Source organism: Xenorhabdus bovienii SS-2004 (assembly GCF_000027225.1).
Classification (GTDB): domain Bacteria; phylum Pseudomonadota; class Gammaproteobacteria; order Enterobacterales; family Enterobacteriaceae; genus Xenorhabdus; species Xenorhabdus bovienii_C.
In genome coordinates this window covers 3,007,791-3,028,928 of record NC_013892.1, presented here as the reverse complement: position 1 = coordinate 3,028,928, position 21,138 = coordinate 3,007,791, and the positions used below count along the sequence as shown (strand labels likewise).

The window sequence follows — 21,138 nt, the reverse complement described above, 5'->3', positions numbered from 1 at the left end:
CAGTATGATCGCTCACCTTTTAGGCAAACATAAAAAGAGAACATGAAGACAAAAGCGATCTTGTTCGCCTCTGTTCTACTTGCCGGGTGTCAATCGGGTCTGCAATTAAAAACCCCTTCCCAGCAAAATACACAGAAGATGTCTTCGACGAATCAGCAGACAGACGGTATTGCAGAACCAAAGGATACTGCAAACTGGAAGGAGAGTCCGACAACCCAACAAGATTTGTGGGGACATATCCGTGATGAGTTGAAGATGGAAATTCCTGACAATAACAGGGTGCGTGAACAACAAAATTATTATCTGAAACACAAGAGTCATCTCCAAAATGTGATGTTACGGGCAGAACCGTATATGTATTGGATAGTTGATCAGCTTGATCAACGGCATATGCCAATGGAAGTAGTTTTTCTTCCCATAGTGGAGAGTGCTTTTAATCCTCATGCCACTTCTTATGCCAAAGCGGCTGGCTTATGGCAGATTATTCCGAGTACAGGCCACCATTATGGCTTGACACAGAATAAATGGTACGATGCCCGTCGTGATGTGGCTGCATCCACGACAGCAGCGCTGGAGATGCTTGAGTATCTGAATGCACGGTTTAACAGAGATTGGTTGTTGACTATCGCGGCTTACAACAGCGGCGAAGGTCGGGTTATACGTGCAATCAGAGACAATCAGGCTAAGGGCAAACCAACGGATTTTTGGTCTTTGTCGCTACCACGGGAAACGATGCAGTATGTTCCAAAAATAGTGGCTCTCAGCAATATCATTCGCCATAACGACAAGTTTAGCTTGAAGCTGCCGCGACCTAACAATCAGCAGGCACTTGCTAAAGTTGAGGTTGGTCAGCAGATCACGCTGTCACAAGCGGCAGAGTTATCTGGGCTGTCCCTGACATCAATCAGGGCATATAACTCTGGTTATAAGCAGGGCATAACATCCCCTGATGGGCCGCATTACATCATGCTGCCCAAAAGGAACGTCAAACAGTTTAAGAACTTGCTGACAGATGAAAAAGTTTTGAAGGATATCCGTCTGGCTGTTGCTCAAAATACTCGCCAGCTACTGCAACAAAGCCAATATACGGTTCGTTCTGGTGATACGCTGTCCGCCATTGCAAAACGTTTCAAGACATCTCACCGAGAATTACAAAGATTGAACAGTTTGAAAACTGTAGATCGACTCAAGATCGGGCAAGTTTTGAAAATTAATAGCAGTGGTCCTATCACATATCAGGTTCGTAAGGGAGACTCCTTTTTCAGCATCGCCAAACACCACGGCGTCAACCTCAACGACCTGATGAGCTGGAATAAAAGCATCAGAATCAAAGATATTAAACCAGGTATCAATCTGACGCTTTATCCTAATTAACCTGAGATCGGTTTAAGCCATTACTTGAAGTCCTGTTTTCTCGGTATTTGAGAGATTCAGTGATGGCTTTTTTGGCTTCAAACAATAGGCAATCAAACTGCCCAGCAAATTCAACATGAAGCCATGTAAGCTCCGATGGCGAGAATGCTCAATCTGAGTGATATTTTTCAGTTGGTCATTAATAGTCTCAATAATGAATCGCTTAGCGAGCATCGCTCTATCCCAAGCCGCTAATAATTTGGGTTTCATATTTTTGCGTTGCCCTGTGACCAATGTGATGCCTTCCATTTCTAACTCTTCCGTTAAGGCTTTGCTTATATAGCCTTTGTCTGCATAGAGTTTATCTAAAAGCCCCTTGGAGAACGCCTTAACTGGGGTTCTATCATCAACATTGGCTGACGTGAGCTTCGCGGCGACAATCTCACCAAGATGGTTCACGATAATGTGTAGCTTAAATCCGTAGAACCATCCCATTGTTCCTTTCCCTCTAGCTGCTGCCCCTTTAAAAACTTGATGCCGTGGTATTCGCAGGTTATGGCACACTTTAATGCGGGTTGAATCAATGAATTCGAGGCCTGTTGGCTGACCTTTTAGGTGGGTAAAGAAGGAGCTTAATGGAGCCAAAACCGTCGGCATGGCCTCAAGAAAACGTGTGTAGCTCAATAATGAGGGAAAGTCTTTTTTGTGGTATACCGTCATGAACCCAATATAAAAATGTTTAAAATCACGCTGATGGGACATATGGAAGGCAATGATAATCGTCATGATTTCACTGGTTGTCATTCTTGTTGGGCGTAACCGCTGGCGTTGACCACTTTCAATCAGATATTTTTGCCATTGAGGCATGAACAATTTGCAAAAATCATCGACATGACAAAATAAGTCAACTAAATTATGCATAGCGGGTTCCTCAGTGAAAAGTTTCTTTTTTGGTCAAAAGATCTGATCACAGAACCCGCTTTTAGTTCCCTTCTTTTTTGTTTTTCTTATCCCGAGTTCAGGTTACTTAGTACTACAGCCGTAATTGCTCTGTAAGCCGATGATTTGCCCGGCGACGATAATGACATTGTTGTGCCCGGTATTGATGCCGTCGTCGCCAGTCTGACCAATGGAAAATCTGTTCGATTGTCTTTCCTGCTTTTTCCATCAGTTTTGACAGCAGCTTACGGAGTTCCGCTACACTGAGCGGAACCCGGCCTACCGGTGTTTTTTTTCTCCTGTACCCGCAGAACCGCGAGGACTGCATGGGCCAGTAACGACAAGGTAATATGCCGGTGCCAACTCTGCCATCGCCGCACTTCGTAGTGATCCAGCCCACATTCCCCTTTGGTTTCCTCAAAGCCACTTTCGATTTCCCAGCGACAACCCGCCACCTGAACCAGGGTTTTCAGAGCCGCCTGGTCTCTGCGCGCATACACGATATAGTAAGCCCGTTCCTGTTTTTCATCCCGGCTGCGACGAACCAGCAGATAATGGCCATATTCCCGTTCTTTCTCACTGAGTTGTAAACGCCAGAGTGGTATCCACGGTGCAAGAACGGCCACCTTACTCACGAAAACGCCGTCGCCCTGGGTGACGGAACTTAAAAAAACGACGTCCGGTTTGCGTAGCCGTTGTAGGAATGGCCAATAAGCTGGCTCGAACGGTCTGGGCACTGGTCGCCCATCAACGGGACTACCAGCAAGATTACGTCAGCGTCAGGCCTTATTGAATCGTTTTACTGGTCAACTTTCACATTTAACGACAAGGATGAATGCAGAAAGATTGCTGAGTCAAAGAGCAACGATGACAAAGACAGGTAAGACCGTGACTTGCTAAACCTGAATAATCGCGTGATCATAAAGATCGTTGATTGAATGAGGAACAAGCCAGCGGATTACATCGAGGCCCACAGCCCTGCGGCTGTAATAAGGCCGAATATAGAGCTGCAACCTACCGCCTGTGTCAACGTGATTTTTGTCTTGCGAATGGGATGCGTTCATATAGAGATTATGGAAGTATGTGAATGAGCAGGTACGAAACAATGTCTATTTTCCGGATACCAAAACATTCCGTGAAACGCTGCGCTACTTTTTTCATGTCACATTGCCAGAAAAAGCGAAAGAACTCACCACTCGGTTGACTGATAACTTCCAGATTTTAAAACCCGCCTCTTCAAGTTAATTGCGTATATAATAACAAGCGAATAATTTTTAATAAATAATTAACCTTTGAAACTAAAGTCAATATTTCTTTACCCATCCCCTTGAGCGGTTAAAGGAATCCCTCATGCCATTAGTTAACACTGGTGGCATTTTTGTATCTGCATTTCACCGCGCCGGGTTATCGCCGTCTGCCTGTATTAGCCATGACAGCTGAGTTAACATATTAAGTGCAATCGGCGGGATATTCAAAGGAGTGAGTCAACTGTGATACATTTCATGGCTCTCACACCTGAAATCATGGCCTGATATGCATAAACAAACCAGACAGTACCGACAGTTGACTCCCGAGCAAAGATATCAGCTTCAAGCCCTGTATACCTACTTTGGTTTTATACTCACAGGTGAGGGTGTGAGAAATTTTTCGCATACCTTTTGCTCATGTGAAATTTTCACAACTGAAAATTTTTTTGCAGTTGATGCTTTTGTACATACGGGATTTTCCCTCATGTAACTTAATGATTAACGACCCACCTGACGGCAGGGCAAAGCCCAATTGGGGCTTTGATTCATGAAGCAAAAACGCGATCATAACGCATGACTGAGAAACTCCCCGGTAACTTCTTGATTAAACTTAATTCCGTCGATTCGCCGAAATTGAAAAAGTCCTTTAAAATCATTATCGTCCGAAAAAGGGGCATGCACCCAACGCCTTGATTTGTATCATGGTCAAAATATTGACTATCTACTCTTGGCCACATTTCCCCTTATCCACCAGTGATGACATTGTGTACTAGTTAACAAGTACATTTGAGGCGGATAAAAAAACCATGTATAGAGACATGCAAAAAATACTATCGCATTGGGGCAGGTGGGTAGCGCAAGGTAGGGTTAACATTGGCTGGAAGTCTGTTTCCGCAGGGTTTGAAAACGCGGTGACTTATACCTGCAGTGACAAGCTATCGTGCAGTGACGAGGACGGCATGGTCATCGATGGCTACGTTGCCAAGCTACGTAACGTCGGTATGTCTCAGGAATGTGACTTTATTGAAGACCACTACGTTAAAGGCATATCCAAACGTGCAATTGGCCGCAAGTTCAAGCTCAGTGAGAGCGAAGTCAGAAAGCGAATGCTGGTGGCTGAAAGTTTTATCCTCGGGTGCCTGGAGGTGATCGACGAGCCTTTAGAAATTGACCTCATTTATGGCTTCCACGGTAACTATGCAGAAAAGCGCAGTTCAGCATTGAGAGTTTAATAATCGAAAGCCCTCTCATTGCCCGATAACCTGCGCGAACGGCTACCGCCATATTTAGCGGTTGTGCGTAAATATTATTTACTCGCAAATGGCATTAACTGGACGAATTTGTCCTGTCGGGTTAAGGCGGGATCCCGCCTTTGGTCAATCCAACCCGCAGGGGCAAAGCTTAGGTACTACGGGCAATACAAAGCCCTTTAACGGGCTTAGCCCGCAGGGTCGCGTAAAATCTTTACACAACCGCATAACCCATTGATAAAACTTAAATACGGTGAAACGCAGAGTTTTAGCCGATATGGGAATTCCAATATCGCCCGGCTTCCTCAGAGTGAGGTTTCTAATAATATCAAAAGGTTAGGTTTAATTCCGGCGTTTTACCGGAATAGACCTAATTCACTGGAATAAATAGAGCTTGTTCAGAGTCTTTAAAATTTCTTTTAAAACCCTTTACATTAGGTAGTATTCATAAACTCTGTTTTTAACATATTTTTATCTTTAACTTTTTTGGCGTAAACTAAACTCATAGTGAATGGGGATATATTTAAAAATGTCGTTATTAGATGCTGATGAATTTGAAGGAAATTGGGTATTTCGCTTCAATCAAACTCTGAATTTTCCCCTTAAGTTCTCTTCGACTATGCAAAATGGGGTCTGTAGTAGTTTGGTAATGGCTTGGGTAAAGATGCACAAATTAGGAAAGTCTCACTTATTCCTAGGAAATATAAGACTACCTAGTTATATAAAAATAGTTGAAAATCTTAAAGCGAAAAGCATGGATGGCCTTCTATTTCTTAATGAAAACGGATTATCTTATAGGCATGTAAGCTGTTATGGTGGGGGCAGTATTGTAGAAAACTTAGCCACTATCCATAAGGGTTATGACGTTTTGGCGTATGGAGATCATGCTATTGGACTCGCAGTAACTGCCAATGGTATTGATTTTTTTGATCCTAATTTTGGTTGCGTCCATTTCCCGACAGGCCATAATTTTAGAACATGGTTTAAGGAAAAATATTGGCCTAACCGTGATGGAATAGGGGCGATTGCAAGGCCATGTGATAAAATTATTGTACACTCAATTGCATAAACGAGTGCTACAAACCATGCTCGCACATCGCCGCCAAGCTGCATATCTACATCTTGCCCGTAAACCCACCATCAAAGTGATCCCGTACAGCACACGGAATTAACCCAATTCAGCAATTAAACACTCCTCGCAATATCTCAGACTTTCTAACTACCTCCAATGGAGTAAGTTAGAAATAGGCCTAATCTATGGCTTCCAAGTGAACAGAATGAATCTGTCCAGTTCAGCATTGAGAGTTTAATAAACGAAAGCCCTTTCATTGCCCGACAACCTGCGCGAACGGCTCCGACAGCCCACAGGGTGAAATCTCAGGTATTACGGGCAATACGAAGCCCTTTTCAGGGTTTAGCTCACAGGGTAAGAGTAACTCATTGATAAAATTCAAATACCCTGAAATAGGGAGTTTGGTTAGGTGCGGTATAAGAAGCGAAACCCCGACAGTGGCAACCAACGGGGCTTCTAATTTGTCAATCTTTGGAAATGGATTAAAGGCTCTGGCAACCCCTAACCCTAATGCAGAAAGTAACACGATGAATTTAGCAACCCTATAGTAACCGCCGCTGTAGCTATGCCAAGCCGTAACTTACTGAATTCTGGTTAACTATGTAACTGGAGTGAGTAACCGCAGCCACTTCTGGTTGTTATGCTCCAGGTTCTCCGTCCCAATAATCAACTTCGCTGCTGAGCCGTCCGACAAAATGAAACAACTTTCCATCTTGTTGCTTTAACACAGACTGAAACTTGCCTGAGTCCGGATATTCAATCACATCTGCTGAAACATTCGCTGACATAGCAAGATAGCGCAATGGAACTGACCCGGTGTTGATTATTTGATGGGCAGTTTCTTGCCCTCCCGCAGGAGCGCCTACAACGTCACCCTTCTTGACCAGAAATTCATCGGAGCCAAAGCGGTAAGTGCCGTTACCTTCAAGAATAAAGAAAAGCTCGTCTACACTATGATGGTTGTGAAACGGACAGCTACTTTTACCTTTCGGCACTTCGTTATAGGAGATGCCTAAATGCTTGAGATCAAGCTGTTGTCCAAAGGAAATATCTGATCCCTCATAACGTTCGCCCTGCTTCCAAGGCTTGAGAGTAAGATTTTTAAGATTGATGACAGGGTTCATGAATTCTCCGGGTGCTGTTAGATTATTATGTGAAACCACCTTTAATTCGTTATGGAGTTTTTAATTTATTTCCTTTAATACTCCTCTTTGTATCATCAGTTCTGGTGTTTGCTTCAGTGTTACATCCAAGAACTATTAATGATTAACCTTATATCTTGATCATCGCTCTGTAAAAGTGATAATTAATATATAAGGTTAATTCAGCAAGTTATGCCTTACCTTATCCTCGGTGATCTTCTTTCTTTCTGTCCAGCTTCCTCAATTTGAGGTTTCCAAGATTACCAATGAGTTAGCGTTAACTCACCCTAGCTTGTTGATAATGTTTAATTGTTCTATTTCGGCACAATTAGACTTTGGACAAAAGCTACCCGCTATAGCACAATGATATTCGATGAGTCTATTCCGACGGGGAGAAAAGTAGTGCGCCTTACTGCCTGCCTCATCACCTTCAATTGTTAAGGCACAACGTTATAAGGCGGGCGTGATGAAACCTCTGATATGTGCATTCGAAAACCCTCCAATTAGTGTTGCAGTAGACTTGCTCAACGCGACCGAACCTAATTTTCATGTGACAGAAAAACACGTTGAACTATGATTTAAAGAGGGAATTATATAGCTAAATCATATTAATATGACATAATATCTAACTCTAAGATAACAAGGCATAAAATGAGATGGGCTACAGCTTAGATTTTCGAAAGCGAGTACTGGCATACAAAGACAAGCATTCGTTGACTTTCGAACAGACGAGTGCCCATTTTGAGATCTCCATTCGTACCTTGTTCCGGTGGTGCAGTAAAATAGAACCTTGCATGACCCGCGATAAACCCGCCACGAAAATCCCTGATGAGGTACTCATTGCGGATGTCCAAAATTTTTCTGATGACTATCAATGGGAAAGGGCAAAACGTTTAGGTGTCTCACAATCGGCTATTCATTACGCCTTGAAACGGCTTCGGATCACCCCGAAAAAAACGCTCCAACACCCTCGCGCTGATCCTCAAGCTCGTCAGGCATTTATCGAGCGCATCAGCGATGATGAACAGACTGGCAGACCCATTGTTTATTTGGATGAAAGTGGTTTTGCTCAATCGATGCCACGTAAACAGGGATATTCGGAAAAAGGGTTACGCTGTTTTGGTACGCATGACTGGCACGCAAAAGGGTCATGTATTAAATGGTTAGTTGCTGTGATATGCTTCCGGCTTTTTAAGGATGAAGTATGGCCAAAGTTGATGTCTATTGCCGTTATTGCCACAAATCAGAACAGGTCAAAGGACATGGGAAAGGAAATGGCGGACATCCTCGTTATCGCTGTTATAGCTGCTGTAAGGTCTTTCAGTTGGCGTATACCTATCAGGCCTGCAAACCCGGCGTTAAAGAACAGATTGTCGATATCGCGATGAATAACGGGGGAATTCGTGACACCGCTCGGATCCTGAAAGTCGCCACCGCCACCGTCATGAAAACATTAAAAACCTCAGACCCCGAAACGTAACGACACTTCCCCTTGCGGAATGTGGCATCCAGATTGTCTGTGAAATCGACGAGCAATGGTCGTTTGTCGGCAATAAGAAAAACCAACGCTGGCTTTGGTATGCTTGGGAACCCCGCCTGAAGCGAATAGTGGCTCATGTTTTTGGCGATCGCAGTCGAAAAACGTTAGACAAGCTGCTTACCCTCTTATCTTCCTTTACTATTCGGTTTTACTGCACGGATGACTATGTTGTTTACGACCCACTTCCCGAGGAAGAGCACTTGACTGGAAAGGCGTTTACTCAGCGTATAGAGAGAACGAATTTAACGCATCGTACCCGAATCAAAAGGCTGAATAGAAAAACCATTGGGTATTCAAAATCGGAAGAAATGCACGATAAAGTGATAGGAACCTTTATTGAACGTGAACATTATTTTTAATACCTAATCTAATCATTTAATACATGACCCGCAAAAGGCTGTATCAACGTCATTGGCGCCATTCTCGAAAATACCTTCGTCACCTTAAGCTTATTTACCGGGAATATTAATGCCGATGTTTTTTATGCGTGGATGACGCAAGATTTGCGGCCAAAGCTTCCACACGGAGCAGTGATAGTGATGGATAATGCGCCTTTCCATAAACGGAATGACACGACACAAGCGATAGCAGACAGCAGATGTCAACTGGAATGGCTTCCCGCTTATAGTCCGGATTTAAACCCTATAGAACACAAATGGGGCGGAGCAAAAGCGATAAGGAGGCAAAAAAGATGTTCAGTTGATGAGTTGTTTACGGAGCATATTGAATAGGTCAGGTTCATATACAGGCGCTTAAGAATTAAGCCTTTCAAAACACGCATCCAATGTTTTGTATTTACATGATTTTCTTTGTGGTGTTTTGAACGCGTTCTGACATAAATACGCTTGGGCTTTTTCCAGCCAAAAACCGGTTTCCGACCACGCCCGTTGGAGTAGGTTTTCGATTATGGGCCACAGCCAGACTTCCGTATTTTGGGCTGCTTTGAGCAATGAAACGGCGGGGAATAATCTGCTGGCCAGCGAACGTCTGAGCAACAGAGCCAGCAAACTCAGCCAAATGAGGCCCGTGACTAACGTTTCTTTTCTCGTGGCAAATCGATGCCAGTTTGTGTGTGATTTTAACTCTTTGAACAGCAGTTCTACTTGCCAGCGGCAACGATAAATATCCATGATGTCATTAGCCGTAAACTCTTCCACGGACAAGTTGCTCAACCAGAGACAAAAGCGTTTTTCTTCGGCAAACCAGCGACGAATTAAGCGAAATTCATAGCCATTACGCCGACAAATCAGATCCAGCACTTCGGAACGGTTGGTTCGGCGAGTGATGGATTTCAGCGGCTTATTGAGCAGCTTGGGCAATAATTTCCCCTGACCATTGCGGGCCACCACTATCTGAGGATTAAGGGACTTGCTTCCCCTGACAATAAACGAACCACCGGAAAGTGACACTTGCTCAAAATACGCAAAGTCGACATAACCGGCATCGGCCAATAATAATTGGTCACGTAACATCGCCGGTACAGGCAGGTAAGCCCGCTCAGGGGCGGTATCTGCGGTCACGGTCATTTTTACCGGTGACTGAGTCAGCAAGGACATTGTCATGTGACATTCCACCGCGGCCCCCGTTGTCCTGAAGCGATAGGGAAAAACATCGGCCAGGGCAGAATGGACTTTGAACGAACTCCCATCCTGGAGAATAACCTGTTTAAATTTCATGAGTTTTTGGGGTGAGGAGACCTGTTTCTCCACCCATTGCGCCATGGCAAATCTGACCAATATTTTGACAAATTCGACAAAAGCCGCTTTACGGAGCTGGTTATAAAAGGGGCGGTAACTGACTGGTTGCTTTTTATCCGGGCACAGGCCATTAAATTTTTGGTGTAACTGGGCAATAGACGTGATTTTACCCGTGCTCAGTGCAGCGATAAGGCTGAGGATCAACACGTGGGGCTCGATATTTCTGATACGTTTCATAAACGCACATTGGAAAGCAATATGCTGCAAAGAAATGTCACTGAAGAATTGCATTAACTGGTGTTTTATAGCGATAATCGTCACAGGCTTCATCCGTGGTTTTGATATGAGTTTGGCGACGATTATCAGATCATAAATGAAGCCTTTTTTCTACCTAAAATAACGCGTTATTGCTTAAGATCCTGTATATGATAGGAGTCTAATATTTTATGATTGCAATTATTTGAAGTGCATTCGTTGTAAAGCCGCTCAAATGCCTCCATCGCTATGGAGACTCCACTTTTCCTTGTTGCGTCACTGCTGGTATAAAATCCAACCCTTAACTTTTTTACTTTTTTTGCTGACGGTTTATTAGTCATAATCTATAACCAGTATACCTATGTGTTTCAGTCTCTTTGAAAAATTATAGGCATCCATTTGATTGTATATTTACCTGAAAAATATATTAAACACATAAAAACAGTTGAACGCAAATTTAAACTACCAAGCTACATACAGTTCAAATGCTCCACAATTACCCCAAAATGTATGGCGCGCCACACTAAATCACCTCCACTAATCTGTTGATCAGAAAATGCTTAATCTGTGAGATTATGGACATAATTAATTCTCTTAGAGATCAACTAGAAGTTATTATTTAAATTCTAAACAGTATCTTTTGTTATATTATTGGTGGGTGATTTGCATGATTGATATGAACCCGCAGAAAGTTGCGGGTTTAATTGTTAGCTCAGAATTAAGCTGCTCTGACTATGTAATTGAATGCTATGTTGCGGGGGCGGGTTACGCCTAGGTATCTTTTATCTATACTCCAGGTTCCACTTTTATCTGCTGTTACTGCTTTGCCACGCAATTTGATCACCTCTGTGTCTGGAATATCCCAATTTAAATCCTTCCTCTCATCAAGTGAAAAATTAACGATACGATCAGGCGGATTGTACACTTCTTGAACTAAATAAGAACCTTCCTGCCAAGATAAAACATTGCGATTAGAATCCGCGCCACGCTCATCATCCCAACCACGGATAAATTCACCTCTTAAATCAGGTAATCTGCCGGATGGATAGGCAAGGGCGAGTTTTGGGTATTTTACTGTATCAAATACTTCACCATTGCATTTAAGCCAACCGTCTGGTGGGATTTCTGATGGCCAAGGAACAGGAACACCAATAGGTATCACTGTATAACCAAGGTCTTCATAAGATTGCTGCTCTAATGTAGTATCTTTTAATTCTGATATATCAGGCTTCTTATCTTGCATATTTATTCCCTCATTTAATCAACAATAAGCATTGCTAAATAACATGAAGGCGGGTTACTTCTCCGCCAGTGAACATCCCTAAAATAGGTTCATCAATACTGGAGAATGCGTTTTGACTAAGCTCGTTTTAACGATTAGGTGAGTGGCATATTTTGATGGCAGGATGACATAAAATAACAAACGGGGGATCAATAAAATCTGTTCCTCTACTGATAAAATTTGGTGTGATAGAGACAATATTCACCGACCTTCAAACCCCAAATTACCCACTTGTACAATCCCCCACACAACCCCAATCAATTCATTCAACTATAAGCATTGGTTACTATATTCGGGCTGTTACAGCGGACGGAAGTTCAATCCTGCATTGCTTCCAATAACTTATAAATATAAGGAAATAGTATGTCTGACGTTATTAATCCCGAAATGAATTTGGAAGATTATATGCTGGTTTTTGATCTTAATTCAGCGACTGGTGAACTTGATGATGGTACTCAAGGCTGGGGATATATGAGTGGCAAGGCATCGGATGGTCCACGCGGATTCTTTGGTACTTTAAGAGTAATACAGAACAAAATAGATATTAAAAATATATCCAATTTCTATTGGAATTCGCCTAATTTTTTGTCGTTGTCGTTGTCGTTGTCGTTGTCGTTGTCGTTTAGAATACCCTCTGATAAGAGGCAAGGTGAGCCAAATAGCGTTCCCCCCTTATTTCAGGGCAATTTTTATGTCACTGTTGATAATGTAACCTATGATCTTGGCGCTCCTTATGATTCTTATGAAAAAATCGGCAAGCGTATATACAATGCGCGTTATAATAGTGAGGACGCGCTAAAATTAAGCACTATATTGAAACAAACAGGCCAAACCAAGCGCTTCTATTGCAACTGGCGTTAACCCTACCTTACATTTAGATTCAAGGCTGCGCAATGCGTGGCCTTCCTCCCAATCCATTGATATCCTTTATTTCCGTCAGAAAACCGAAATTCCTGTCCTTAGAGATAATTAAGAAAAATCAACAAGTTATCTAAAAGTGGGGATTTCTCACCTTTTAATTCAATCCTTCCGTTTCAAACGGAATCCAGACCGCATTCTCCCTTTGTTTCCTCAAAACCACATTCAATTTCCCAGCGGCAACCTGCCACCTGATCCAGGGGTTTCAGAGCCGCCTGGTCTCTGCGCGCATACACGATATAGTAAGCCCGTTCCTGTTTTTCATCCCGGCTGCGACGAACCAGCAGATAATGGCCATATTCCCGTTCTTTCTCACTGAGTTGTAAACGCCAGAGCGGCACCCGAATCCAGTCATACTGACGTTCGCCTTTCGCTCCCCACCCCGCCGAATGGGTTTCCCATCGCTGAGGTGTCAGATTGTCTACAATCTTGTCCGCTCTGACAAAAGTTGGCCCTTGCCACCACAACGGTTCATTTTTGGGGATCGCCAGCACAAACGGTTGATATCGGGATTCCAGCCAGCAACGCAGGCGGCGATCCTGACCATAAATGGCATCTGCCGTCACCCAGCGGCAGAGCACGCCGGCCTCGAATGCGCGTTCCAGCATCTGCCGGGCGAGTTGGGGTTTAGTGGCAAAGGGGACGGCGTCAGGAATGCCGGCAGCTTCACAGCGGGGCCGGTCATCCGTCCATTGTCTGGGCAGGTATAACGCCCGGTCAATAAAGGCATGACCGCCCTGACCGGCATAACAGAGAAAGACGCCTGTTTGACTGTTTTCGACGCGACCGGCGGTGCCACTGTATTGACGTTGCACACCGGCAGAATGCGTGCCTTTTTTGATAAAGCCGGTTTCATCCACAATGAGCACCCCGTGTTCATCCCCCAAATGCTCTGTGACATAGTCGCGCAAAATATCGCGGGCGATATCAACATCCCAGTGGGCGCGCTCCAGCAGATGCTGAACCCCATCAGGCGTACGTTCGCCTATCCATTCCGCCAGTTGCCAGCCATTTTTACGCTCAACGTCACTGAGCAGTCCCCGGAGATAAGCGAGGCTGCGTTGCTGTGGGGCGTGATGGTGAAACAACGGAGCCAGACGGGTATGGAGTGAGAGCAGTTCCTGTTCCCAGGCGTGAGTCGGTAAGTGCATTGAACACCTCCCCGTATTTCAGGAAAAAATGTCAGGCGTTATCATGCCACAATGAAGCATACGACTGTAGTACTAGGTGTACGCCAAAAAATTGACTACAGCAGCCAATTCCCAATACTATGGCCAATAGGGCAAGATAAGTTGCGTTTTGGTCGTGACTATCCAGATATTCTACTCGCCTTTGAAGCGATAGAAGCAGGGAATATTGCTAAAGGTGTTGTACATCTCGCCAATCACGAACAAATCAATATATTACAACCCACAATGTATAGTGATTCTGATTTAGTATTTGCATTAAATGGCAACCAGTTCGCCTATGTCACAAATATTTTGCCTTCTAGTGTAACACAACCTGTTGAGCTAACATTGGCCAGCCAGTGCAAACGTATCGATAATAAAAGAACTATTACGTTTAGCGACTATAACCCTATAGCTGATTTATCAGATGTAAAGCAACGTATGCCTTTTGTTTTAAAGGCAGCAGATCGTTTTGATGAACTGCTACGTGGCAGTAAACGATCTTTGATCGGAGAGTCTCTACAAGATATTGCGTCATGGGGAGGTGTAAAATGAGCCTCTTACAGCGTATAGACTGGCGGCACAGTGGTTTAATCTTCGTGTTATTCGTCATTCTAGGACTGGCAGGTATCTATATCTACCAAGTCTTTTATTCTCGCGAACCTGAGATAGCCCTGATGATCGGCGAACCTTATGAGGCGATGCGACAGCGTTCCAGTGCCGCTATTGATCCCGACCTTCCAGGTAAAATTTGGCATAATATCCCAAAAACAGATGCACGTTTACGCTTTATCGACCCGAAATATGGATTTGTCACGCCTACTGCCCGATTCTTTACTATTTTGTATGATGATGGAATCATCACTAGTGTACGCATGTCGCCACAAATAGAGCCATTACTCTACGAGGATGCGATCAAGATTGTGTTGGATTTACAAGATCAGTGGCGCAAAGCGGGTTGGATACCTACTCGTACCAGGGAGTACCCACCCTTGGTTAATACACCAGAATTACATGATAGCCTTCGCAAGATGAAAAACCCAGGAACAACCTATTGGCAAGCTGGTGAGCAGTATCAAATCATGATGGACGTAGGGCGTTTCAAAGATGATAGGCATCCTGATGAAGAACGCTATTTGATCACATTGGTGATTTCCAAGCCATGGTAAGCAAGCGATAACGCAAAATTACATGGGCGTGAGAATATTATTTTCTCACGCCCACTATTATTCAGGATATTACTTCAGGATGAGATATAAAATGAGTCTATTACAACGAATAGACCAACGACACAGTGGTTTATCAGAAAGAGGCAGAAGATACCGTCGCACCCGGTGGTAAACTGATTGCAGATCCCATAGAACGGAACAAACGTATTAATCAGGCTTATGCTAGATGCTGTCGTCATGATATGCATGAACAGATACAAGCTAATAATGATGCCGACCGACGCGTGCGCAAGTGAGCTAGAAAACACAATGGATAATCCATTTTACTTTCTTCATCCAAAGCTGAAGGCGCAAGCAGAAAATAAAGTTGAGGATTTTGCTCAAGCTGTGGAAGAAGCAAGGCAAGCCAGTAAAAACAATAGATTATCAATATCTTCCTATGTACCCGGCCTTCAGGGAATATCAAGTTTGTCACAGTATTCATTCAACTATGTGTATGAAAAGATGGCACTGGGAAATACGACGCTATTTTTGGATGTATACCAGCTTCATGCTTTCTGCAAGCAACGTGGATTGGAAGACCTCAAAACTTGCCTAAATTTACGCCAAGATATCTACGGTAATAGCCAATTTCCAATATTGTGGCCAATAGGACAAAATAATTTGAAGTTTGGCCTTCCCTATGACGATATTCTACTCGCTTTTGAGGCGATAGAAGCAGGAAATATTGCTCAAGGTGTTGTACATCTCGCCTATCACGAGCAAATCAATATATTGCAAACCACAATGTACAGTGACGAGCAATTAATAGTGTTCTTGTGGGGTAACCAATTCTCCTATGTCACAGGCTTTTTACCTGATAATGTGGCACAACCTGTTGAGTTAACGTTGGCTAGTCAATGCCAATTCATTGATAATGAAAGAACTATCAAATTTAGCGATGATGTGGCTAATCTTGCCGATGCAGATCAGCGTATGCCTTTCGTACTTAATGCAGCGGAGCGTTTTGATGAATTGCTGCGTGGTAGAGACCGGCATTTGATTGAAAAATCTTTACAAGATATTGAGGCAGGGAGAGGTGTAAAATGAATCTCTTACAGCGTATAGACTGGCGGCACGGTGGCTTAATCTTCGTGTTATTCGTCATTCTAGGGCTGGCAGGTATCTACATTTACCAAATCTTTTATTCTCATGAACCTGAGATAGCCCTAATGATTGGTGAACCTTACGAAGATATGCGACAACGTTCCAGTGCTGCTATTAATCCCGCTCTTCCAGGTAAAATTTGGTATAACGTTCCAAAAATGGACGCACGCTTACGTTTTACCGATCCAAAATATGGATTTATGACACCAGCTGCCCGGTTTTTTGTTGTTAAGTATAATAATGGAATAATCGAGAGTGTACGCATATCTCCACAAATTGAGCCATTACTCTTCGATGATGTGATCAAAATTGTACTAGATTTACAAAATCAGTGGCGTAAAGCAGGTTGGATACCTGTTTATGATAGGACGTTCCCACCTCTGGCTAATACGCCAGAATTGCGAACCCAACTTCGCAGTTTAAAATGTTCTGAAACAACCTACTGGAGAGCTGGTGATCAATATCAAATTATGATGAATTTGGGATGCTTTAACGACAAGAAACATCCTGATGAAGAACGATTTATGATCACGATGGATATTGCCAAGGCGCGATAACCAAGCAAGAACAGATGCCGGAAACGCTATCACCAACGCAAACACCGCGAACCAAAGTGCGGCCAATGCAAATCAGAATGCTAATTCTCGTCTGGAGAAGAACCAGAACGGCGCAGACATTCCGAACAAACCGGAGTTTGTTAATAATCTCGGATTACGGGATACGGTGGATAATTATAGGCTTTCTTCCAACTAAGTTGTTGTGAATGATTGTGATAATATCTTTCGATTCTGTGTGTCTCTGGAGTTTTTGTCATGAAACTAAGCTCTTTTACGGAAATAATATTACCGAGTAATTATCACGTTCAAGATTTTTTGGCCTTTCATCACAGAGATGAAAAGGGTGCTTCTGAAATAGTGCAACAAAGTCGAATGAAAAAGGGAATTATTTGGCACGGAAATCCGGCTTTACTGACTGTATCTATTAATAAACACCGGGCGCAGATTCAGCTTGAGGTTGATGGTGATGACGCACATCAATCCGAGGAGGCTTTATCCATGCTAGCTTCACATATGCTGGGATTGTTGCAGCCTGTTGAAGAATTTGAATCTATGTATCAAGCTGATCCGGTTATTGGCGAGTTGGTTACCAGACAGGCGGGGTTACGAATTTATCAGTCAGCAACACCTTTTGAGGCACTTAGTTGGGCAATCATTGGTCAGCAAATTAGCTTAAGTGCGGCAATTTCTATCCGTAGGCGATTTATTCAGGCTATTGGCGTTAAACATTCTTCAGGATTGTTGTGTCATCCGACTCATGAGCAAATAATTCAGTGTTCAGAACACGATCTACGCCAATGTGGTTTTTCTGTCAGTAAAGCCAATGCGTTGCTGAATGTTAGCCAATTAATTGATTCGGGTGAGTTGAAATTAGCCATAATAGAAGGTGGAATTAAACGGCTTACGGATAATCTGCTCGCCATTAAAGGAATTGGTATGTGGACAATCAATTACGCTTTGTCGCGCGGATTTAATTATTTAAATGGTTCACTACATGGCGATGTAGCTGTAAGGCGCAACCTCCAATATTTACTCAGGCAGGAAGACAAGGTCAACGCTGAGCAAACAGAAGCATGGCTGTCAGGGTTTTCTCCTTGGAAGGCTCTTGTGGCTGCACATTTATGGAGGCAGCAGTCCAGTAGTGGGTATTGATGGGGAGACATTAATACCACTCTAATCCTTTGTAAGGTGTTTTACGCAATGTATTAAGGCAACTTGCAAGGGAACCAACATGGACGGGCTCCAAGTTGATGTTCGTCAGTGGCGAGAAGATAAATTGATTCTCCCTCACCAGCGGACATGGGGAGTAGACTCTAACAGGTTTATATAGAAATTGAGATTATGCTCAAGATTTGAGGTTGCTAGTGTCAGATGGTTAAGGCCTGTCAACATGGATAGTTGTCCTTTAATTTTCATTCATTGAGAGGTTTTGTCTATGTTATTTTTTTCACCATTTGAAGATTTAGCCCAACAACTTTTGCCTATTGCAGTAGAAGGTGATTATGGCGCTCATGATATTGCCCATTTGCATCGAGTATGGCGAAACGCGAAGAGAATTTGTGAGGTTGAATCTGGAAATTTACAGTGGGTATTGGCCGCAGTTTTATTACACGATTGCGTCAGTGTTGAAAAAAATGATCCCAATCGACATCTTGCTTCTCATATGGCCGCAGAAAAAGCCGCATTGATACTGAAAAATTTAGGGTGGGGTGGAGAAGATATCGCTGCTGTCTGCCATGCCATTGAAGCTCATAGTTTCTCAGCCGGTTTAACTCCCAGAACATTGGAAGCCAAAATTGTACAAGATGCTGATCGATTGGATTCCATTGGAATGGTTGGTGTTGCTCGTTGTTTTTACATTGCCGGTCGTATGGGTTCCGCACTGTATAATTTTCACGATCCTCTGGCAAAACACCGTGAATATAATGACTCTGCCTATACGCTCGATCATTTTTATACCAAGATATTGAAAATAGAATCTGGCTTTCAAACGGAAACGGGTAGACAAATGGCTCGTGAAAGGACAGAACGCATGGAACACTTTCTTGAGGCTTTTTTGAATGAAATTCAGGTCACATAAGCAAATTGAGATGAGTGAATCAATATTAATGACTAACAGTTATAATTAGCGAGATTTTCATAAGTAAGAGAACTTGTAGTGACAGAAATATATAGTGATGAATACTGGATGCGGCGGGCAATGGAGCTGGCAATGCAGGCACAATCTCAGGACGAAATTCCCGTCGGGGCTGTGCTGGTTGCCAATAATAAAATTATTGCAGAAGGCTATAATCATCCGATTACCGAGCATGATCCCACTGCCCACGCAGAAATCATTGCTCTGCGGCGTGGTGGCATCGAATTGCAGAATTACCGTTTGTTGAATACAACCCTATACGTCACTCTGGAACCCTGTGTTATGTGTGCAGGCGCGATGGTGCATAGCCGGATACAGCGGCTGGTATATGGTGCAAGTGATATGAAAACCGGCGCAGCCGGGTCATTGATTGATATCCTACGGCATCCGGGCATGAATCATCAGATTGAAATCACGGCTGGCGTACTGGCGCAAGAATGTGCCACGATGTTGAGTACGTTCTTTAAACAACGCAGAGAACAGCATAAGGCATTAAAAAAACTAAAAATACAACAGCAGGAAACGCTATAGTCGGTTCTTGCTAAGGAACTTTTTGAGATTACGTCGGTGTTTTGACTTCCGGCGTTTTTTCATTAACCACGGCTTTATTTCCTTCCCTATCTGAAAGAGGCACGATGATCTTATCAATCGGTGTTTCATATTCTGCTTTCTTGCTGTGTTTATCTTTTGCTCGCAAGTACCCTTCCAGACTCTGGTAATAACGCCGAATGTTTTCGACATAGCGATATGCTTCATGTCCGCGGGCATAGCCATATGTTGTGTTGGTATAGAATTTTTTCTTGCTTAACAGATCAAGGCGAGATTTGATATCCAGCCAACGGTCAGGATTACCTTTTTGTTCTGCCGTGAGTTTCCGGACATCGAGAATATGCCCATAACCCATGTTATAAGCAGCTAGGGCGAACCAGATACGTTCATCTTCAGGAATGGTTTTCGGCAACCGCTCCATCAGATAATGCAGATAAACCATACCCCCTTTTACACTTTCCTCCGGATCAAGTCGATCACTGATCTTGACCCATTCTGCGGTCGGGCGAGTAAGCATCATCATACCGCGAACACCTGTGGGTGAAGTTGCCTGCGGGTTCCAATGTGACTCTTGCCATGCGATGGCTGCAACTAATTGCCAGTCAAGTGAGCCAGCGTATTTCTCAAAAATAGGCTGATATATCGGTAATGTGCTATTGATAGCGCGAATGAATGAAATAGTATCAAAATAATCGAATTGGTAGATATGGCTGAAATACTTTTCTTCCAGCTGTGGTATCACATCGTTTTCTGACATCTGATTGAAAAAATCGAGCATAGCAGAGTAAAGGGTATAGTCATCACTGCGCTTCAAATACCAAGTCAGAGGACGTTCCCCATTTACTTCAAAAGCAAGGGCCAAATTAGGATGAATACGCTGTTGCAGAGAAAAACTGATCGAATCGCTGATCGTATAGTTAATTTTGCCTTCGGACACCTGCTCAAGTAGTTCTAGTGTGTTATCGCGTGATGTATCTTCCCAAGTTAAATTGGGATAAGACTCTTCTTTATATTTTTTGAGTTCTCTGGCATGGGCAGATCCTTCAGTGACAACCAGTGTGCCGTTTAAATCGCCAAACGTGCGTGGGCGGGGTGTATCTTTGCGGTAAATCAGTTGCTGTGAGACTGAATAATAGGCAGGGCCAATGCGTGCCTGGTCTAACCGCTCCTCATTATAAATAAGGCCAGCAGCGAGAAAATCTGCGTTATCGTTGTTTAAGTCATCAAAAATCTGGTTAATATTAGTGCGAAAATGAATGACAAGTTTTACGCCTAGATATTCAGCAAACCGTTTGGCTAATTCATAGTCAAACCCCGTTGCTTCATTTTTGCTGTTCGCAGAAATCAGAGGGGAGCTGATGGTACTAATCCGAAGCTCTCCCCGTGCCAGAATCCTGTTTATCTGCTCCTGCTGTTTGTTGGGCCAACTGATATTACGGCCAATGATTGCAGCAGAGAGGAGCGCGATAATGACGATGACAAAATAATTTATCTTGATATTGCTCAAATAGTTATCTCTCGTCAGTGCGGTAGGTTCCGTAAGAAATGTGAAATATAGAATGGTTAAATTTCCAGTAATTGAGCATTTTGCGTAACAAAACTGGGATGTGCAACCTTATTGAATCAATTTTTAAATTCTACTAATTGTATTATTCGATTGAATAACAGTCACGCAAACGGTTTCGTCAAAGGAAACATTCCTCTATAATGTCGGCG

The 21,138-nt window shown here is 43.3% G+C and carries 20 protein-coding genes and 6 pseudogenes; 18 read left to right on the top strand and 8 right to left on the bottom strand.

From position 1 onward, the window contains the following. Positions 1 to 42: 42 nt before the first annotated feature. Positions 43 to 1,374, top strand: a complete 1,332-nt coding sequence (gene mltD / locus XBJ1_RS12970) for a murein transglycosylase D (protein WP_012989458.1) — start codon at positions 43 to 45, stop codon at positions 1,372 to 1,374. Positions 1,375 to 1,386: 12 nt separating this feature from the next. Here mltD and XBJ1_RS12965 read toward each other — a convergent pair whose 3' ends face one another. From XBJ1_RS12965 to XBJ1_RS12960, 3 genes and pseudogenes are all read right to left on the bottom strand, one after another. Further along, positions 1,387 to 2,274 carry an IS982 family transposase gene (locus XBJ1_RS12965; RefSeq protein WP_012989457.1) on the bottom strand — a complete coding sequence of 296 codons (888 nt, stop codon included), beginning with the start codon at positions 2,272 to 2,274 and terminating at the stop codon, positions 1,387 to 1,389. 112 nt (positions 2,275 to 2,386) lie between these two features. Further along, positions 2,387 to 2,521, bottom strand: a complete 135-nt coding sequence (locus tag XBJ1_RS22770; RefSeq protein WP_269763709.1) for a hypothetical protein — start codon at positions 2,519 to 2,521, stop codon at positions 2,387 to 2,389. A 16-nt stretch (positions 2,522 to 2,537) separates the two neighbouring features. Then, positions 2,538 to 2,894: pseudogene (locus XBJ1_RS12960) on the bottom strand (transposase); the annotation flags it as partial. A 1-nt stretch (position 2,895) separates the two neighbouring features. On the opposite strand from XBJ1_RS12960, the pseudogene XBJ1_RS22590 reads away from it, so the two are divergent. The 4 genes and pseudogenes from XBJ1_RS22590 to XBJ1_RS12945 form a co-directional block, all read left to right on the top strand. After that, a pseudogene (locus tag XBJ1_RS22590) lies at positions 2,896 to 3,085 on the top strand (IS110 family transposase); the annotation flags it as partial. A gap of 275 nt (positions 3,086 to 3,360) precedes the next feature. Then, positions 3,361 to 3,537 (top strand): annotated as a pseudogene (locus XBJ1_RS21535) (IS630 family transposase); the annotation flags it as partial. A gap of 820 nt (positions 3,538 to 4,357) precedes the next feature. Further along, positions 4,358 to 4,771, top strand: coding sequence for an antiterminator Q family protein (locus XBJ1_RS12950; protein WP_230578785.1), 414 nt, complete (start codon positions 4,358 to 4,360; stop codon positions 4,769 to 4,771). Positions 4,772 to 5,318: 547 nt separating this feature from the next. After that, positions 5,319 to 5,858, top strand: coding sequence for a YopT-type cysteine protease domain-containing protein (locus tag XBJ1_RS12945; protein WP_012989452.1), 540 nt, complete (start codon positions 5,319 to 5,321; stop codon positions 5,856 to 5,858). A 641-nt stretch (positions 5,859 to 6,499) separates the two neighbouring features. Here XBJ1_RS12945 and XBJ1_RS12940 read toward each other — a convergent pair. Then, complete coding sequence (locus XBJ1_RS12940; protein ID WP_012989449.1) at positions 6,500 to 6,985, bottom strand: cupin domain-containing protein; 486 nt, start codon at positions 6,983 to 6,985, stop codon at positions 6,500 to 6,502. Between the two features lie 674 nt (positions 6,986 to 7,659). On the opposite strand from XBJ1_RS12940, the pseudogene XBJ1_RS12935 reads away from it, so the two are divergent. From XBJ1_RS12935 to XBJ1_RS12930, 3 genes and pseudogenes are all read left to right on the top strand, one after another. Further along, positions 7,660 to 7,920 (top strand): annotated as a pseudogene (locus XBJ1_RS12935) (IS630 transposase-related protein); the annotation flags it as partial. A 287-nt stretch (positions 7,921 to 8,207) separates the two neighbouring features. Continuing rightward, positions 8,208 to 8,902, top strand: a protein-coding gene (locus XBJ1_RS20900; RefSeq protein WP_143827612.1) for an IS1 family transposase whose coding sequence is annotated in 2 segments (ribosomal slippage) — positions 8,208 to 8,463 and positions 8,463 to 8,902 — 696 coding nt in all. Because the reading frame shifts where the segments join, the coding sequence is not laid out codon by codon here. Between the two features lie 42 nt (positions 8,903 to 8,944). Next, positions 8,945 to 9,274 (top strand): transposase, encoded by a 330-nt coding sequence (locus tag XBJ1_RS12930; protein ID WP_049778822.1) that lies wholly within the window; start codon positions 8,945 to 8,947, stop codon positions 9,272 to 9,274. A gap of 21 nt (positions 9,275 to 9,295) precedes the next feature. On the opposite strand, the gene XBJ1_RS12925 is transcribed toward XBJ1_RS12930, so the two are convergent. Continuing rightward, a complete protein-coding gene (locus XBJ1_RS12925) occupies positions 9,296 to 10,561 on the bottom strand; it encodes an IS4 family transposase (protein WP_041573276.1) in 1,266 nt (421 codons plus the stop codon). Positions 10,562 to 11,444: 883 nt separating this feature from the next. Then, positions 11,445 to 11,720, bottom strand: a pseudogene (locus XBJ1_RS23030) (phage tail protein); the annotation flags it as partial. 420 nt (positions 11,721 to 12,140) lie between these two features. On the opposite strand from XBJ1_RS23030, the gene XBJ1_RS12915 reads away from it, so the two are divergent. Continuing rightward, positions 12,141 to 12,638: a hypothetical protein gene (locus XBJ1_RS12915; RefSeq protein ID WP_012989442.1), complete on the top strand. Its 498-nt coding sequence runs from the start codon at positions 12,141 to 12,143 to the stop codon at positions 12,636 to 12,638. A 182-nt stretch (positions 12,639 to 12,820) separates the two neighbouring features. On the opposite strand, the pseudogene XBJ1_RS12910 reads toward XBJ1_RS12915, so the two are convergent. Further along, positions 12,821 to 13,846, bottom strand: a pseudogene (locus XBJ1_RS12910) (IS701 family transposase); the annotation flags it as partial. 51 nt (positions 13,847 to 13,897) lie between these two features. Here XBJ1_RS12910 and XBJ1_RS12905 point away from each other — a divergent pair. From XBJ1_RS12905 to tadA, 9 genes are all read left to right on the top strand, one after another. Continuing rightward, positions 13,898 to 14,419 (top strand): DUF2515 family protein, encoded by a 522-nt coding sequence (locus XBJ1_RS12905; protein WP_012989440.1) that lies wholly within the window; start codon positions 13,898 to 13,900, stop codon positions 14,417 to 14,419. Next, entirely contained in the window at positions 14,416 to 15,033 is a 618-nt protein-coding gene (locus XBJ1_RS12900; RefSeq protein WP_012989439.1) for a hypothetical protein, read from the top strand. Before XBJ1_RS12905 ends, XBJ1_RS12900 begins: the two co-directional genes overlap by 4 nt. 125 nt (positions 15,034 to 15,158) lie before the next feature. Next, positions 15,159 to 15,329, top strand: a complete 171-nt coding sequence (locus XBJ1_RS21810) for a hypothetical protein (RefSeq protein ID WP_012989438.1) — start codon at positions 15,159 to 15,161, stop codon at positions 15,327 to 15,329. A 13-nt stretch (positions 15,330 to 15,342) separates the two neighbouring features. Further along, positions 15,343 to 16,122: a DUF2515 family protein gene (locus XBJ1_RS20040; RefSeq protein WP_193786118.1), complete on the top strand. Its 780-nt coding sequence runs from the start codon at positions 15,343 to 15,345 to the stop codon at positions 16,120 to 16,122. Beyond that, entirely contained in the window at positions 16,119 to 16,736 is a 618-nt protein-coding gene (locus XBJ1_RS12890) for a hypothetical protein (protein ID WP_012989436.1), read from the top strand. The genes XBJ1_RS20040 and XBJ1_RS12890 overlap by 4 nt, the downstream gene beginning before the upstream one ends. Next, positions 16,720 to 16,932: a hypothetical protein gene (locus XBJ1_RS22585; protein WP_012989435.1), complete on the top strand. Its 213-nt coding sequence runs from the start codon at positions 16,720 to 16,722 to the stop codon at positions 16,930 to 16,932. The genes XBJ1_RS12890 and XBJ1_RS22585 overlap by 17 nt, the downstream gene beginning before the upstream one ends. A 59-nt stretch (positions 16,933 to 16,991) precedes the next feature. Further along, on the top strand, positions 16,992 to 17,888 hold the full coding sequence (locus tag XBJ1_RS12885; RefSeq protein ID WP_038199085.1) for a DNA-3-methyladenine glycosylase family protein: 897 nt from the start codon (positions 16,992 to 16,994) through the stop codon (positions 17,886 to 17,888). Between the two features lie 283 nt (positions 17,889 to 18,171). Further along, the gene (locus tag XBJ1_RS12880; RefSeq protein WP_012989432.1) at positions 18,172 to 18,816 is read left to right on the top strand and encodes an HD domain-containing protein; all 645 of its coding nucleotides are present in this window, start codon (positions 18,172 to 18,174) and stop codon (positions 18,814 to 18,816) included. A gap of 78 nt (positions 18,817 to 18,894) precedes the next feature. Beyond that, positions 18,895 to 19,404 (top strand): tRNA adenosine(34) deaminase TadA, encoded by a 510-nt coding sequence (gene tadA, locus XBJ1_RS12875; protein ID WP_012989431.1) that lies wholly within the window; start codon positions 18,895 to 18,897, stop codon positions 19,402 to 19,404. A 28-nt stretch (positions 19,405 to 19,432) separates the two neighbouring features. Here the strand turns inward: tadA and mltF are convergent, their stop codons facing one another. Continuing rightward, positions 19,433 to 20,929, bottom strand: coding sequence for a membrane-bound lytic murein transglycosylase MltF (mltF, locus tag XBJ1_RS12870; protein WP_012989430.1), 1,497 nt, complete (start codon positions 20,927 to 20,929; stop codon positions 19,433 to 19,435). Positions 20,930 to 21,138: the final 209 nt, after the last annotated feature.

Excerpts from the sequence above, each read along its gene's own strand:
- XBJ1_RS12915 (WP_012989442.1), top strand. The coding sequence starts at position 12,141 with ATGTCTGACGTTATTAATCCCGAAATGAATTTGGAAGATTATATGCTG.
- XBJ1_RS12885 (WP_038199085.1), top strand. The coding sequence starts at position 16,992 with ATGAAACTAAGCTCTTTTACGGAAATAATATTACCGAGTAATTATCAC.
- mltD (WP_012989458.1), top strand. The coding sequence starts at position 43 with ATGAAGACAAAAGCGATCTTGTTCGCCTCTGTTCTACTTGCCGGGTGT.
- XBJ1_RS12945 (WP_012989452.1), top strand. The coding sequence starts at position 5,319 with ATGTCGTTATTAGATGCTGATGAATTTGAAGGAAATTGGGTATTTCGC.
- XBJ1_RS12880 (WP_012989432.1), top strand. The coding sequence starts at position 18,172 with ATGTTATTTTTTTCACCATTTGAAGATTTAGCCCAACAACTTTTGCCT.
- XBJ1_RS12890 (WP_012989436.1), top strand. The coding sequence starts at position 16,119 with ATGAATCTCTTACAGCGTATAGACTGGCGGCACGGTGGCTTAATCTTC.
- XBJ1_RS12965 (WP_012989457.1), bottom strand. The coding sequence starts at position 2,274 with ATGCATAATTTAGTTGACTTATTTTGTCATGTCGATGATTTTTGCAAA.
- XBJ1_RS20040 (WP_193786118.1), top strand. The coding sequence starts at position 15,343 with ATGGATAATCCATTTTACTTTCTTCATCCAAAGCTGAAGGCGCAAGCA.
- XBJ1_RS12950 (WP_230578785.1), top strand. The coding sequence starts at position 4,358 with ATGCAAAAAATACTATCGCATTGGGGCAGGTGGGTAGCGCAAGGTAGG.
- XBJ1_RS22770 (WP_269763709.1), bottom strand. The coding sequence starts at position 2,521 with ATGGAAAAAGCAGGAAAGACAATCGAACAGATTTTCCATTGGTCAGAC.
- XBJ1_RS12900 (WP_012989439.1), top strand. The coding sequence starts at position 14,416 with ATGAGCCTCTTACAGCGTATAGACTGGCGGCACAGTGGTTTAATCTTC.
- XBJ1_RS12940 (WP_012989449.1), bottom strand. The coding sequence starts at position 6,985 with ATGAACCCTGTCATCAATCTTAAAAATCTTACTCTCAAGCCTTGGAAG.
- XBJ1_RS12905 (WP_012989440.1), top strand. The coding sequence starts at position 13,898 with ATGAAGCATACGACTGTAGTACTAGGTGTACGCCAAAAAATTGACTAC.